This window comes from Nocardioides sp. CFH 31398 (assembly GCF_022436705.1).
Classification (GTDB): Bacteria; Actinomycetota; Actinomycetes; order Propionibacteriales; family Nocardioidaceae; genus Nocardioides.
In genome coordinates this window covers 192,641-207,249 of the sequence record NZ_JAKUHT010000012.1, presented here as the reverse complement: position 1 = coordinate 207,249, position 14,609 = coordinate 192,641, and the positions used below count along the sequence as shown (strand labels likewise).

Annotated in this window: 10 protein-coding genes; 2 read left to right on the top strand and 8 right to left on the bottom strand. The window is 75.4% G+C overall.

Features of this window, described 5'->3' with window-relative positions:
• Positions 1–53 precede the first annotated feature (53 nt).
• The 7 genes from proB to MJ876_RS11990 form a co-directional block, all read right to left on the bottom strand.
• Entirely contained in the window at positions 54–1,181 is a 1,128-nt protein-coding gene (gene proB, locus MJ876_RS12020) for a glutamate 5-kinase (RefSeq protein ID WP_240236519.1), read from the bottom strand.
• Entirely contained in the window at positions 1,178–2,764 is a 1,587-nt protein-coding gene (obgE, locus tag MJ876_RS12015; protein WP_240236518.1) for a GTPase ObgE, read from the bottom strand. Before obgE ends, proB begins: the two co-directional genes overlap by 4 nt.
• Positions 2,765–2,880: 116 nt before the next feature.
• Positions 2,881–3,135 carry a 50S ribosomal protein L27 gene (gene rpmA / locus MJ876_RS12010; RefSeq protein WP_240236517.1) on the bottom strand — a complete coding sequence of 85 codons (255 nt, stop codon included), beginning with the start codon at positions 3,133–3,135 and terminating at the stop codon, positions 2,881–2,883.
• 54 nt (positions 3,136–3,189) lie between these two features.
• Positions 3,190–3,492, bottom strand: coding sequence for a 50S ribosomal protein L21 (rplU, locus tag MJ876_RS12005; protein WP_240236516.1), 303 nt, complete (start codon positions 3,490–3,492; stop codon positions 3,190–3,192).
• 175 nt (positions 3,493–3,667) lie between these two features.
• Positions 3,668–7,120, bottom strand: coding sequence for an Rne/Rng family ribonuclease (locus tag MJ876_RS12000; protein WP_374202469.1), 3,453 nt, complete (start codon positions 7,118–7,120; stop codon positions 3,668–3,670).
• Positions 7,121–7,490: 370 nt separating this feature from the next.
• On the bottom strand, positions 7,491–8,207 hold the full coding sequence (locus MJ876_RS11995; protein ID WP_240236515.1) for a TIGR03936 family radical SAM-associated protein: 717 nt from the start codon (positions 8,205–8,207) through the stop codon (positions 7,491–7,493).
• Positions 8,208–8,268: 61 nt separating this feature from the next.
• Positions 8,269–9,450, bottom strand: coding sequence for a winged helix DNA-binding domain-containing protein (locus MJ876_RS11990; RefSeq protein ID WP_240236514.1), 1,182 nt, complete (start codon positions 9,448–9,450; stop codon positions 8,269–8,271).
• Positions 9,451–9,521: 71 nt separating this feature from the next.
• Here MJ876_RS11990 and MJ876_RS11985 point away from each other — a divergent pair, with 71 nt between their 5' ends.
• Both MJ876_RS11985 and MJ876_RS11980 read left to right on the top strand, forming a co-directional pair.
• Positions 9,522–10,793 carry an MFS transporter gene (locus tag MJ876_RS11985; protein ID WP_240236513.1) on the top strand — a complete coding sequence of 424 codons (1,272 nt, stop codon included), beginning with the start codon at positions 9,522–9,524 and terminating at the stop codon, positions 10,791–10,793.
• Between the two features lie 58 nt (positions 10,794–10,851).
• Positions 10,852–13,176, top strand: coding sequence for a bifunctional diguanylate cyclase/phosphodiesterase (locus MJ876_RS11980; RefSeq protein WP_240236512.1), 2,325 nt, complete (start codon positions 10,852–10,854; stop codon positions 13,174–13,176).
• Here the strand turns inward: MJ876_RS11980 and MJ876_RS11975 are convergent.
• The gene (locus MJ876_RS11975; RefSeq protein WP_240236511.1) at positions 13,157–14,323 is read right to left on the bottom strand and encodes an EAL domain-containing protein; all 1,167 of its coding nucleotides are present in this window, start codon (positions 14,321–14,323) and stop codon (positions 13,157–13,159) included. The genes MJ876_RS11980 and MJ876_RS11975 overlap by 20 nt on opposite strands.
• Between the last annotated feature and the right edge of the window lie 286 nt (positions 14,324–14,609).

The window sequence follows — 14,609 nt, the reverse complement described above, 5'->3', positions numbered from 1 at the left end:
CCCTCGCCGTGTCCCCGGGGGTGCGGCCGGATGCCGCGGGCGACGGTCCGGCGCTACAGCACCACGAGGTCGTCGCGGTGCACGACCTCGCGCTCGTACGACGAGCCGAGCTCGGCGGCCAGGTCGGTGGTGGAACGGCCGACCATGGCGGGCAGCTCGGCGGCGTCGTAGTTCGCGAGGCCGCGGGCGACGGGGGTGCCGTCGGGGGCCAGCAGGTCGACGGGGTCGCCGGCGACGAAGTCGCCGCCGCACCCGGTCACCCCGACCGGCAGCAGGGACGCGCCCCGCTCGGTCACCGCCCGGACGGCACCGGCGTCGAGGTGGATCGCGCCGGCGGGCTCCGTGGCGTGGCGCAGCCACAGCAGTCGCGTCGGTCGTCGCCGGTCGGTGGGCTCGAAGAGGGTGCCCACCTCCTCCCCCGCCAGCGCGGCCGCGGCGCGGTCGGCGGAGGTCAGGACGACGGGGATGCCGGCGCCCGTCGCGATCCGGGCGGCCTCCACCTTGGTCGTCATGCCGCCGGTGCCGACGCCCGCGGCCCCGGTGCTGCCGATCCGCACGGACGCGAGGTCACCCTCGCCGCGGACCCGCGGCACGAGGGAGGTGCCGGGCCGCGACGGGTCGCCGTCGTACAGACCGTCGACGTCGGACAGCAGCACCAGCAGGTCGGCGTGGACGAGGTGGGCGGCGAGGGCGGCGAGCCGGTCGTTGTCGCCGAACCGGATCTCGGTCGTGGCCACGGTGTCGTTCTCGTTGACGACGGGCAGCACGCCCAGCGCCAGCAGCTTGTCGAGCGCCTGGTGGGCGTTGCGGTAGTGCGTGCGGCGCACCACGTCGTCCACCGTCAGCAGCACCTGGCCGGCGACGATGCCGTGCCGGGCGAGCGCCTCGGTGTAGTGGCGCACCAGCAGGCCCTGCCCCACGGACGCCGCCGCCTGCTGCAGCGCGAGCTGCGTCGGGCGGCGGGTCATCCCGAGCGGGGCGAGACCGGCCGCGATCGCGCCGGAGGAGACCAGCACGACCTCCGCCCCCCGGACCCGCGCCGAGACCAGCGCGTCCACCAGCGCGGTGAGCCGCTGCGGGTCGAGGCCGCCGGCGGCGGTGGTCAGCGACGACGAGCCGACCTTGACCACGACCCGCCGGGCCGCGACCACCTCCGGCCGTGCGCCGGCCGGCACGGTCACCCGTCGTCCTCGACCCGGTCCGGGTCGTCGGCCGACCCGATCTCGTACGACGTGGGGCCGCGGTGCGGCAGGTTCTGGCGGCCGAGGTCACGGCCCTTGCGCGCGGCCCGCTGCTCGCGCTGCTCCTCGTCGTAGCGGCGGGCGACGTCCGCCCGGGTCTCGACCTCGTCGCGCTCCTCGTAGCCCTCCTGGATGGAACGGCGGCGGGCGGCGGCGGGCCGCTCCTCGGTGAAGCGCTGGTCCTCGCCCCGACGGCCGAGCATCTCGGCGCCCGCGGCGACACCGGGCTTGAAGTCGAAGACGACGCTGTCGGACTCGGGGCCGATGAGGACGGCGTCGCCCTCCTCCGCACCGAGCTCGAGCAACCGGGCCTCGACCCCCAGGCGGTCCAGGCGGTCGGCGAGGAACCCGACGGCCTCCTCGTTGGAGAAGTCCGTCTGCCGCACCCAGCGCTCCGGCTTCGTGCCGCGCACGCGCCAGCCCTCGTCGGTCTCGACGACGTCGAACTCCGGACCGCCGGGCACCGTGACGGTGGGACGCAGGACGATCCGGGTGGGCGCGGTGGAGGGGGCGGCCTCGCGGGCGGCACGGACGATGCCGGCCATCGCGAACGACAGCTCCCGCAGGCCCTCCCCCGAGGCGGCGGACACCTCGAAGACCCGCAGCCCGCGGTCGCGCAGGTCCGCGGCGGTCATCTCGGCGATGTCGCGGCCGTCGGGGACGTCGACCTTGTTCAGGGCGACCAGGCGCGGGCGGTCCTCGAGGCCCCCGTGCTCGGCGAGCTCGTGCTCGATGACGTCGAGGTCGTCGACCGGGTTGCGCCCCGGCTCGATGCTGGCGGTGTCGATGACGTGCACCAGTGCGGCGCACCGCTCGACGTGGCGGAGGAACTCGTGACCGAGGCCCCGGCCCTGGCTCGCGCCCTCGATGAGACCGGGGACGTCGGCCACCGTGAACGTGGTGCTGCCCGCCGTGACGACGCCGAGGTTCGGCACGAGCGTGGTGAAGGGGTAGTCGGCGATCTTCGGCCGGGCCCGCGAGAGGGCGGCGATCAGGCTGGACTTGCCCGCGCTGGGGAAGCCGACGAGGCCGACGTCCGCGACGACCTTGAGCTCGAGGACGAGCTCCGCCTCCTCGCCCGGCTCGCCGAGCAGCGCGAAGCCCGGGGCCTTGCGGTTCTTCGAGGCCAGCGCGGCGTTGCCGAGCCCGCCGCGTCCACCCTCGGCGACGACCATCTCGGTGCCGGGCCCGACGAGGTCGGCGAGCACCGTGCCCGCGGCGTCCTTGACGACCGTGCCGTCCGGGACCGTGAGCACGAGGTCGTCGCCGTGGGCGCCGTTCTTGTGGGCGCCGGCACCGTGGCCGCCGTGGGTCGCCGTGCGACGGGGGCCGTGGTGGTACTCGACGAGCGTCGTCAGGTCGGGGTCGACGCGGAGGATCACCGAGCCGCCGGGTCCCCCGTTGCCGCCGTCGGGGCCGCCGAGGGGCTTGAACTTCTCGCGGTGCACGGAGGCGACCCCGTTGCCGCCGCGGCCGGCGCTCACGTGCAGCCGGACCCGGTCGACGAAGCTGGGGACGGCCATGTCGAGCCTTTCAGTGGTGCGTGCGGAGGTGCCGGGAGCGGCGCCTGGAGGACGACGAAGGGCGCCCCGTGACCGGGACGCCCTTCGTCGGTGCTGGTGTCTGGGTGAGCGTCAGGTCACTCGCCCGGGACGACGTTCACGACCTTGCGGCCGCGGCGGGTGCCGAACTGCACCGCACCGGCCTGCAGGGCGAACAGGGTGTCGTCGCCGCCCCGGCCGACGCCGGAGCCCGGGTGGAAGTGGGTCCCGCGCTGACGGACGAGGATCTCGCCCGCGTTGACGGCCTGGCCGCCGAAACGCTTGACGCCCAGACGCTGGGCGTTGGAGTCGCGGCCGTTCTTGGTGGAGGCCGCACCCTTCTTGTGTGCCATGGCAGTGTCCTTCGCTGCTCGGTGGAGTCCGACCGGCCCCGCGGGGCCGGGAGGTCAGAGGGAGATGTCGGTGACCTTGACCTGGGTGTACTTCTGGCGGTGACCCTGGCGCTTCTTGTAGCCGGTCTTGTTCTTGTACTTCTGGATGACGATCTTCGGGCCCTTGGTGGCACCGAGGACCTCGACCGTGACGGCCGCCTTGTCGAGACCGGTGGCGGTCACGTCGTCGCCGTCGACGGCGAGCACGACCGGCAGCGTCAGGGTGTCGCCGACCTCGGTCGCCACCTTGTCGATCTCGATGACGTCGCCGACGGCGACCTTCTGCTGCTTGGCGCCTGCGCGCACGATCGCGTACACCGCGGTCTCCTCCAACTCGAGTCCTGAACTGTCCACAGCGCCTCGCACGGGCCCGGCCACGACAGTGGGGTCCCGGATCGCTGCAGACGCACGGTGCGCGGACGCACCGACAGACGATGGTACCGAGCCGGACCCACGACCTGCAAAGTCGGGGCCCCGGCCCGGGTCCCGGCCCTCAGGCGCCGCCGTGGTCCTCGCGGTCCCCGAGCTCCGTGGGCGTCGTACGGCGGGCCCGCCGGGAGCGCGTCGTGGTCACCACCTTCGGGGGCGGGGGCGCGTCGGTGGTCACGGTCGGAGCGGCCGCGGGGTCCGCCACGACGACGGCCGCCGTGGCCCCCTCGGGGCTGCCCGCGGGGCGGACGGCGCGACGTCGTGTCGTCGTCCGCGTGACGGTGCGCGGGGCCGTGTCGACGACCTGCTGGGTCGGCTCGGGCTGCTGCTCGGGCTCGGGCTGCTGGGTCGGCTCCGGCTGCTGCTCGGGCTCCGGCTGCTGGGTCGGCTCGGGCTGCTGCTCGGTCGACCGGGGCGACGGGGGCGCCGCGACGTCGTCGGCCGGTTCCTGGGGAGCCTCCTCGGTGGCCACGAGGGCCGCTTCGGCGACGTCCTCGACCGGCTCGTCGACGGTCACCTCGGCGGGGTCCTGCGGGGCCGGCCGGCCCGTGGGCTCCTTGGGCTCCTTGGGCTCCGTGGGCTCCGTGGGCTCGTGCTGCTCCGGCTCGACGTCCAGCGGGGCGCGGTCGGCGTTCTCCGGCTTCGCGACGGCCGCGACGTAGCTCGGGGAGGGCGTCGGGCGCGGCGGTGTCGGCTGCTCGGAGCCGCCGTTGCCGCCGTTGCCGTTCGTGTTGCCGTTCCCGTTCGTGCCGCCGTTCCCGCCGTTGCCGTTCTCGCCGTTGCGGTTGCGGCCCCCGCGGCGGCGCCCGCCGCGGCGGCCGTCGCCGTCGTCGTTGCCGCCGGACGGCTCGACCGGCATCTCGTGGACCGTCAGGCCCCGGCCGCCGCACGACTCGCAGGGCTCGCTGAACGCCTCGAGCAGGCCCGTCCCGATGCGCTTGCGGGTGAGCTGCACCAGCCCCAGGCTCGTGACCTCGGCGACCTGGTGGCGGGTCCGGTCCCGGCCCAGGCACTCCACCAGGCGGCGCAGGACCAGGTCGCGGTTCGACTCCAGGACCATGTCGATGAAGTCGATGACGATGATGCCGCCGATGTCGCGCAGCCGGAGCTGGCGGACCATCTCCTCCGCGGCCTCGAGGTTGTTCTTCGTCACCGTCTCCTCGAGGTTGCCCCCGGAGCCGGTGAACTTCCCCGTGTTGACGTCGACGACCGTCATGGCCTCGGTCCGGTCGATGATCAGCGAGCCGCCGGAGGGCAGCCAGACCTTGCGGTCCAGGCCCTTCGCGATCTGCTCGTCGATCCGCTTCACGGCGAAGGCGTCCTTGCCGGTCTCGCCGACCTCGTGGCGGACCACGCGGTCCTCCAGGTCGGGCGCGACGTGGGCGACGTAGCCGTGGACGGTGTCCCACGCGGCGTCGCCGTCCACGACGAGCTCGGCGAAGTCCTCGGTGAACAGGTCGCGCACGACCTTCAGGGTGAGGTCGGGCTCGCCGTACAGCAGGGCGGGTGCGCCGCCCTTGGTCCTCGACTCGATGTCGGCCCAGCGGGCGGTCAGCCGCTCGACGTCCCGGGTCAGCTGCTCCTCGGTCGCACCCTCCGCCGCGGTACGGACGATGACGCTCGCCCCCTCGGGGACGATCTCCTTCAGCAGGGACTTCAGGCGCGACCGCTCGGTGTCGGGCAGCTTGCGGGAGATCCCGCTGGTGGTGCCGTCGGGCACGTAGACCAGGAAGCGCCCGGCGAGGCTGATCTGGCTGGTCAGGCGCGCGCCCTTCTGGCCGACCGGGTCCTTCGTGACCTGGACCAGGACCGACTGGCCGCTGGAGAGGACCGACTCGATCTTGCGGGGCTGGCCCTCGCTGTGACCGAGCGCCGACCAGTTCACCTCGCCGGCGTAGAGGACGGCGTTGCGGCCCTTGCCGATGTCGATGAACGCGGCCTCCATGGAGGGCAGCACGTTCTGGACGCGGCCGAGGTAGACGTTGCCGATGAGAGAGGTCTGGGACTCCCGGGCGACGTAGTGCTCGACCAGGACGCCATCCTCCAGGACGGCGATCTGCGTGAGGTCGTCGCGCTGCCGCACGACCATGGAGCGGTCCACCGACTCGCGGCGCGCGAGGAACTCGGCCTCGCTGACGATGGGCGCGCGACGGCGGCCGGCCTCGCGTCCCTCGCGGCGCCGCTGCTTCTTCGCCTCGAGACGGGTCGACCCGGCGACGGCGGTGATCTCGTCCTCGGGCGAGCGGGCGCGACGGACGCGGGTGACCGTCGAGGGGTCCGCGTCGTCGGTGTCGGCGGCCTCCCCTGCCCGGCGGCGGCGACGGCGGCGGGTGCTCCCGCCCCCCGACTCCTCGCGGGGCGAGGCGTCGTCGCCCGTGTCGGCGTCGTCGGCCTTGGCCGACTCCTGCTCGGCGGTGTCGTCGCGCGTCTCGTCGGAGTCGCCCGAGCCGTCGGAGCCTCCGCCCTTGCGGCGACGGCGACCACCTCGGCGGCGCCGGCGACGCCGGCCCCCGCCCTCGCCGGTGTCGTCGTCGGAGTCGGCATCGGCGTCGGAGTCGTCGGAGGACGACGTGTCCGCCTGGTCGTCGGAGGTGTCCCCGGCGGCAGCGCCCTCCACGGACGCGGCCTCGTCGGCCTCGTCGGCCTCGGCGTCGTCGGAGACGCCCACCACGACCGGCTCGGCCCGGAGGTCGGGCTCGGACGCGGCGTCCTCGGCCGCGGCCTCGTCCGGGTCGGCCTTCTTCTTCTTCTTGGAGCCCGACTTCTTCTTGCCGCCGGACTTCTTCCTCGGCTTGGGCGCGTCGTCGGCGACCTGCTCGTCGCCCGTCTCGGCCACGGGCAGGGCGAGCTCGTCCTCCGCCGTCGCCGGCTCCGGGGCGGACGACGGCGCGGGGGCGTCCTGGGCAGCCGACTCCGCAGCCGTCTCGGCGGGCGCCTCGGTGGTGGTCCCGACGGGTGCCGGGGCCTGGAACAGGGGCGCGGCGGCGGCCTTCTTGCGCGAGCGGCGGGTGGTCTTCCGCGGAGCCGGCCCGGCGTCCTCGGCGGGTGTGCCGGCGGGGGTCTCGGCGCCCACGGCGGGGCCCTCGCCGGGGGCCTCGCCCGGCGTCTGCGGGGCCGCGGCGTCGTCGACGGCCGTCGGCACCTCCTCGGCGGGCACCTCGAGGGCCAGCGCCTCCTGCGCGCCCGCCTCGTCGGCCGCAGCGGTCTTGCGGGTGGTGCGCTTGGCGGTGGTCTTCCTCGCCGTCGTCTTCTTCGCCGCGGTCTTCTTGGCGGTCGTGCGGGCCGTGGCCTTCCTGGCCGCCTTCCGCGCCGGCGCGGGGACGTCGGTCTCCGGGGTCTCCGGGGTCCCCGGCGTCCCAGGGGCGTCGGTCGCCGCCGGGACCGCGGTGGCCTCGGGGGCACCGGGGTCCGCGGTGGCCTCCTCGGAGGTCGCAGCGGCCTTCTTGGAGGTCCTGCGGGTGGCGCGCTTGCGGGGCGCGGGGCCGGCGGCGGCCGCCGTGTCGTCCGGGGCCTGCACCTCGGTGTCGGTGCCGGTGTCGGTGCCGGTGTTCTCGTCGGGGGTGTCGTTGAGCACTGCTCTCCTCGACCGGCCGGTGGTGGCGCCGGTCCGGTCCGGTCGTCCGGGTCTCGGGAGACCGGGCGACGCAAAGCCTTCGTGGCCGACGACACCCTCCGCGGTGCGTCACGCCGACGTCCGGCACCCGCCGCGGTCGCCGTACCGGCCACGTCGCTGTCACCGACGCACCCGGCCGCGTCGCGGTCCGGTGACGATCCGTCTCCGTGTGCCGGTGGCCCTTCGACCACCGGCGAGAACGTCGTCGGGGCGCCGGGCGGACCCGGCGACCTGCGGGCGAGTATCGCACACCGGCGACGTCCGACCGGCAGGCTCAGGTCGCCAGCGGGTCCCCGACGGCGCCGTCGTCGGCCAGCGGGCCCTGGGCCAGGCGGGTCAGCAGCGGGCGGTCCAGGACGGTCCCTGACACCTCCGTGAGCGCGTTCAGGACGTCCTGGGCCCGCACCGCCGGCTCGGTGTGTCGCAGCACCAGCCGCAGCCGGGGCGGGTCGCCGTCCGCGCCCGCGAGGGCCTGCAGGGACACCACCGCGCCGCGCGCGTCGAAGGTCCGCGGGCCCCGCTTGGTCACCCTCTCGACGAGGACCTGCGTGGTCGCGAGCAGGGCCTCGACCGCCGCCGCCAGCTCCTCCTGGCCGGTGGCCGGGCCGAGGCGCACGTCCCACACGCTGGCCTCGAGCAGCGGGGCGAGGGCACCGCCGGGCGACTCGGCCACCTCGAGCACGTCGAGCCCGTCGGGCAGGGAGTCGTCGAGCGCGGCCTGCACCTCGGCCGTCGACCGGACCTCCGCCAACCCGATCTCGAGGTACTCCGCCTCGCTGGCCGCGCCGGTCGGGGCCGCCCCCGCGTAGGAGATGCGTGGGTGGGGGTGGAAGCCGGAGGAGTAGGCCATGGGGACGCCGGCGCGGGCGATCGCGCGCTCGAAGACCCGGCTGAAGTCGCGGTGGCTCGCGAAGCGCAGCCGACCGCGCTTCGCGTAGCGCACGCGGAGCCGCTGGACGGGCGGCGCCTGCTGCTCGGGCTGGTCTCGCACGGCCAGCAGTCTGACGCACCGCGGCCAGGCGCCACGCCCAGGGCGGTGGCCCTCGGCGTCCTCAGGGCAGCCGGGCGCCCTTCATCATCGCCGAGGCGTAGACCGTGCCGACGACCTCCCCGCCGAGCCAGGCGGTGAGCCGCTCGGCCTCGGCGTCGAGGGCCCGTCGGGCGTCGTCGCCGACGTCCCCGCGCGGCACGACCCGCACCGCGCCGTCGGGGTCCTGGACCCAGCAGCCGACGACGCGGCCGTTCCACCAGGCCGTCGTGCCGCCGTTGCCGTTGGAGTCGAACAGGTAGGGCACGTCGGCGGGGTCGAGGTGGAAGGCGCGCTGCTTCCAGCCCATCGTCGTGGGGTCCAACGTCGGCAGCAGGGCGGCCCAGGGGCCCGGGTCCGGGGTCTGGTCGGCGTCGTCGGGCAGCACCCAGCCGGTCGAGCCGCCGTCGAGCGAGACCTCCACGGCGCCGACGTCGCCCAGCGCCCGTCGTACGGCGCTCTTCGTGGCGCCCAGCCACCAGACGACGTCGGTCTCGGTGCCGGGTCCGAAGGTGGTCAGCCAACGCCGGACCAGCTCCGCGTAGCCCTCCCGCTCCTCGGCCGGCTCGGCCGGGGAGCCGAGCCACGCGACCATCGACGTCCACGCAGGACGGGAGATGCGCCAGTGACCGGCGTTGCGGCCGCGGACCAGGTCGCCGCGCGCGCCCAGCAGGGTCAGCACGCGGGAGGCGACGGGCGCGAGCTGCGACCAGGCCCCCGTCCCCTGTCCCGTGCGGGTCTCGAGCGCCGGGACCTCCTCGCGGAGCGTCCGGGCGTCGAGGGCGCGGCCGTCCGCGAGGTGGTCGACCACCTCGCGAGCGACCCCCTCCAGCCACGCGGCGCCGTCCGCGGCCACCCCCGCCCGCTCGACGTCGCCCGCGAGCCGCTTCAGCTCGGCGGTCGCGACCCGCGCGGACGCGCTCCCCCACGCGGCGGGCAGCAGGTCGCGCGGGAACACGAACAGGGTGCGGCGCATCGCCAGCTGCTTGACCAGGCTCCGCTCCTCGTACAGCGCGGTGTCGACGTCGGCGACCGACACGCCCTCGGTGCGAGCCGCGACGGCGAGGTGGACGCTGGCCGGCTCGGTCGCGTGCAGGACGGTCATCGCCCGGGTGGCGGCCACCGGGTCGCCCGCCCGGTACGCCGGGGCCAGGCCGTGGCGGACCGCGATCCGCCGCCGCCGCTCCGCGTCGTCGATGTGCCGCACGGCGTCAGCCTAGGTTCCCCGCGGACCCGGGTCCCCCCGACGGGCACGGGACCGGGTGACATGCTCGACCGGTGCCTGCGACCCGTCCTGGAGTCCGTGCGGCGGCCCCGTGGCTGGTCCTGGCCGGGATCGTCGCGGCCGCGGTCAACCTGCGTCCGGCGGCCGTCAGCGTGGGGCCCGTGCTCGCCGAGGTGCGCGAGGACCTGGGCCTGTCCGGCCTGGTCGCCGGCCTGCTCACCTCCCTGCCCGTCATCGCCTTCGCCGCGTTCGGGGTCGCGTCGCCCGCGGTCGCCCGTCGGGTGGGCGCGCACCGCCTGACGCTGGTCAGCCTGCTCATGCTGGTGGCCGGCCTGACGGGCCGGGCGCTCGTCGACTCGGCCGTGCCGTTCCTGGTCCTGTCGCTGCTGGCGCTCGCGGGCATGGCCTCCGGCAACGTCCTGATGCCGGCGCTGGTGAAGCACCACTTCCCCGACCGGGTCGGGGCCGTCACGGCGGCGTACACGACGGCCCTGGCGGTGTTCCTCACCGCCAGCCTCACGCTGACGGTGCCGATCGCGGACCTCGGCGGGTCGTGGCGCTGGGGGCTCGGCGCGTGGGCGGTGGTGGCGCTGCTCAGCGCCGTCCCCTGGTTCTTCCTGCTCGGCGAGGACCGCCGGGGCGGTGCCACCGACGAGGCCGCGGCCGACGAGGTCCCCGTGAGCCTGTGGCGGGTGCTGCGGACGCCCCTCGGTCTCGCGATGGTCGTGATGTTCGGGTTCCAGGCGCTGCAGGCCTACGCGCTCTTCGGCTGGTTCCCGCTCCTGTGGCGCGAGGCCGGCTACTCCCCCACCGCCGCCGGCGCCCTGGTCGGGCTGCTGGCGGCCGTGAGCATCCCGACGTCCATCTGGCTCCCCCGGGCAGCGGCACGCCGCGAGAGCCAGGTACGGCTGTGCCTGGCCGTGTGGGCCTGCTACCCGATCGGGTTCGCGATGGTGCTCCTGGCGCCGTACACCCTGGCCGTGCCGGCCGCGCTCACCCTCGGCCTGGGGGCCGCGCTGTTCCCCCTCGTGCTGGTCCTCATCGGTCTGCGCAGCCGCACGGCCGCCGGCACCTCGGGCCTCTCGGCGGTCAGCCAGTCCGGCGGCTACATCCTCTCCGCCGCCGGACCGCTCACCGTCGGTGCGCTGCACGACACCACGGGCGGGTGGCTGCTGCCCGTGCTGTTCCTGCTCGCCTGCAGCCTCCCCCTCGGGGCCTCCGTGCTGGTCGCCGGGCGACCCGGTCACATCGAGGACGTGCTCGCCGCACGCGACGCGCGTGACGGATCGTCCGAAACGCCCGCCGAGAACCCCGCGACTTCCTAGGATCGGATCGCGGCGAGATCCGCCGCGGTCGGCGGCGCGCCGAAGGAGGCCCCCCACCATGCCGAGCCTCCCCTGGTCGAGCCCGGGCACCGGCCCGGTGGGCCGACCCATCGGTCTCGGCGCCGTTCCCCCGCTCTGGTGGCGCAGCCTGGTCGTAGGCGGCGGCCTGGTCGCGGCCGCGGCACTGCTCCTGCCCGGGCCGGCCGCGGACGCCGCGTATGTCGCGACCGGCGCCCTCGGCGTGCTCGGCATCGTCGTCGGGACCCACCTCAACCAGCCCCGGCACCCGGCACCGTGGTGGGCCTTCGCGGTCGGTCTCGGGCTGTGGGTCGCCGCCGACGCGCTGCTGTTCCTCGGGGCGGTCGCGGCCTCCGACACGCTGTTCGTCGTCGGGTACGCGCCGCTGGCCGCCGGTCTCGCGCTGCTGGCGCGGGTGCGGGTCCGGGGCACGGACCTGGCCGGTCTCCTGGACGCCGCGATGCTCGCCGTGGCCCTGACCCTCGCGTTCTGGGTGCTGCTGGGCGGGCCCGTGCTGCGGTCCGACGCGTTCTCGACCGGCGAGACCGTGGTCGAGCTCGCCTACGTCGTCGGCGACCTGCTCCTGCTCGGCGGCCTGGTCCGGATCGCCACCAGCCCCGGCAGCTGGCACCTGCCGATGCGCGCGCTCGCCGGGGCGATCGCCCTCGTCGTCGTCGGCGACGTGCTCTCCCTGTCGCTGCGGATGTACACGGGGGTCGCCGAGCCCGTCCTGCCCGACGTGGCCTACCTGGCCTCGTACCTGTTGTGGGGCGCCTCGGCGCTGCACCCCCGCATGCTCGACATGACCGAGCCCGTCCGACCGAGGTCGGCCGTCCTCGGGTCGCGGCGGATGACGGCCCTGGGCCTCGCCGCGACCAGCGGCACCTGGTGCCTCGCCGTCCAGGTGCTGCTGGGCGCCCGCCTGACGGTGTGGCCGGTGGTCCTCGGCACCGCTGTCCTCGTGGCCCTCGTCCTCGCCCGCCTCCGGCTCGCCTTCAACGAGATCGTCGCCGCCCACACCGAGAGCACCACCCTGCGCGACCAGCTCTCCCACGAGGCGACCCACGACCACCTCACCGGCCTGCCCAACCGGGCCCGCGGCCTGCTCCTGCTGGAGGCCGCGCTGGACCGCGTGCACCACGCCGGCGGCAGCGTCACCGTGCTCTTCATCGACCTCGACGGCTTCAAGAAGGTCAACGACACCTTCGGCCACCGGGCCGGCGACCTCCTGCTGGTCGAGATCGCACGCCGGCTGCGCACCGCCACCCGGGGCGACGACACCGCCATCCGGCTCGGCGGCGACGAGTTCGTCGTCGTGCTCCACGACGTCCCGGACTCCACGAGGGCCGTCGCGCTGGCGCGGCGCCTCATCGCGACCGTGTCGGAGCCCGTGACGCTCGGCGCGCTGGGCACCGCCCGCGTCGGGGCGAGCGTCGGGGTCTCGCAGTGCTTCGACGGGACGACCGACGCGGTGACCCTGCTCGACGAGGCCGACATGGCGGCGTACCGGGCCAAGCGGGGTGGCCGCGGTCGCGCCGAGCTGTTCGACCTCGAGATGCGGGCGGCGGCCCGCGAGGCGGAGTCGCTGAGCGCCGACCTGCGGCGCGCCGTGGCGGAGGAGCAGCTCGAGCTGCACTACCAGCCGGTCCTCGACGTCCACAGCGGGCGGGTGCGCGGCTGGGAGGCGCTGGTGCGCTGGAACCGGCCCGGGCACGGCCAGCTGTCGCCGGGGGCCTTCCTGCCGACGGCCGAGCGGTCGGGCCTGATCGTCGACATCGACCGGTGGGTCGAGCAGACCGCCATCGGCCAGCTGGGCCTCTGGGCCGCCGAGCACGTCGGCGAGGAGCTGTCCGTCGCGGTGAACGTGTCCCGACGCAGGCTGCTGAGCCCCGGGGTGGTGCCCGACCTGCTCGAGGCCGTGGTGACGGCGGGGCTGCACCCCCGGCAGCTGGTGCTGGAGGTCGACCACGCGGTCGTCGCCGCGGAGCCGGCGGTCGCCGCGCGGCTGGAGGAGGCCCGCGAGGACGGCATCCGGGTCGCGCTCGCCGACTTCGACGCCGGTTTCCGCTCCCTGCGCGCCCTCGGCCGGCTGCCCGTCGACTTCGTGAAGATCGGCGCCGAGTTCCTCGTCATCGACTCCAGCGAGGACGTCAAGCTGCTGCACCTGACCATCCAGGGCGCCCGCGCCGTCGGCCTGGACGTCGTCGCCGAGGGCGTGGAGCGCGCCGACCAGCTGGCGACCCTGCGGGCGCTGGACTGCGCCATGGTGCAGGGCTACCACCTGGCGCGCCCGATGCCGGCCGACGAGGCCGCCGCGCAGCTGCGGGTGGGTCCGGGCGACCGGTTCAGCGGTCTCCTGGGCTGAAGGCGTCGCTGTCGCCCGCGAGGACGGCGTCGACCTGCTCGGCGGGCACCGCGGGCGACCACCAGAACCCCTGTCCCAGTCGGCCGCCCAGCGCCTGGGCACGCTCGGCGTGGTCGGCGGTCGAGATGCCCTCGATGACCGTGTCGAGGCCGAGCTCGTCGGCCATGGTGAGCACCGCACGGACCACCGTGTCGCCCCGGCCGCCCAGCTTCTCGGTGAAGAACCGGTCCACCTTGACCCCGTCCACCGGCAGCTCGACCAGCTGGCGCAGCTCGGCCCAGCCGGTGCCGAAGTCGTCGAACCACACCTCGAAGCCCAGCTCGCGCGCGCGGGACAGCTCGTCGGCGTTGCGGACGACGTCCGAGGGCCGGACCGACTCGGTCAGCTCCAGCTCGACGGTGCGCGGCTCGACCCCGGCGGCGTCGACGCAGCCGGCGACCTCCTCCATCCAGCCCGTCCGGTCGAGGTGGCGCCCGGAGATGTTGACGCTGAGCCGCAGGTCCGGGTCGGTCTTCTGCCACCGGGCGAGGTGGTCCAGGCCCGCCCGGAGCACCGCCAGGTCGAGGTCGGCCACCAGGCCGCTCTGCTCGGCCAGCGGGACGAACTCCCCCGGTGAGGTGACGGTGCCGTCCGCGGACGTCCACCGCGCGAGCGCCTCGAACCCGACGAGGCGGTGGTCGGCCAGGTCGACGAGCGGCTGGAACCACGCCTGGACCTCACCGTCGGCGAGCGCGGCCCGCAGGCGTGCCACCGCGGTCGGGTCCGGCGGCGGGCCGAGGGTGCGGATCAGGTCGAGCTGGTCGGACAGGACCTCAGCGAACGCGGCGACCGGCTCGAGGTCGGCCGCGGTGTCGCGACCCTCGGGCGGCCCGCCGAGGCACAGGACCCCGACCACGGTGCCGGCGACGTCGAACAGCGGCGACCCGACGTACGACGGACCCGCCCGGCGTCCGGCGAGCACCTCGGCTGCGGACAGCAGCAGCGACTCGCGGCCCTCCCCGTGGTGCGTGATGACGCGCAGGCTCGGCCGTCCGGCCCCACCGGGCTCGACGAGGCAGGCGAGGGCGCTGGTGTACCCGCTGCTCCGCGCGGCGAGGGCGGTCACCCGTCCGGCGCCGCCGTGCAGCGCACGATGAGGGACCTCCACAGCGCAAGGGTAGGGACCTGGGGCCCGCTTGTCGGGAAGAACGTGCAGAAGTCTCAGGTCAGGGTCGGTCGGGGCCCGTGGTGGCGTCCTCTGCACGTCGGTCCCGACGAGTCCGCCGGATCCCGCACCACTGGGGGTGGCCGAGCTCCTCCACCCCTTCGACATCGGTGGAGCCCAGCCGCTCGGCGAGGCGGAGGGAGGTGGCGTCGGAGGCCCCGCCCCAGACGGCCGGGGCGGGGGTGGCCAGGCGCGGGCGACGTCCGGGTGGACGGGGCCGGCCAGTGCC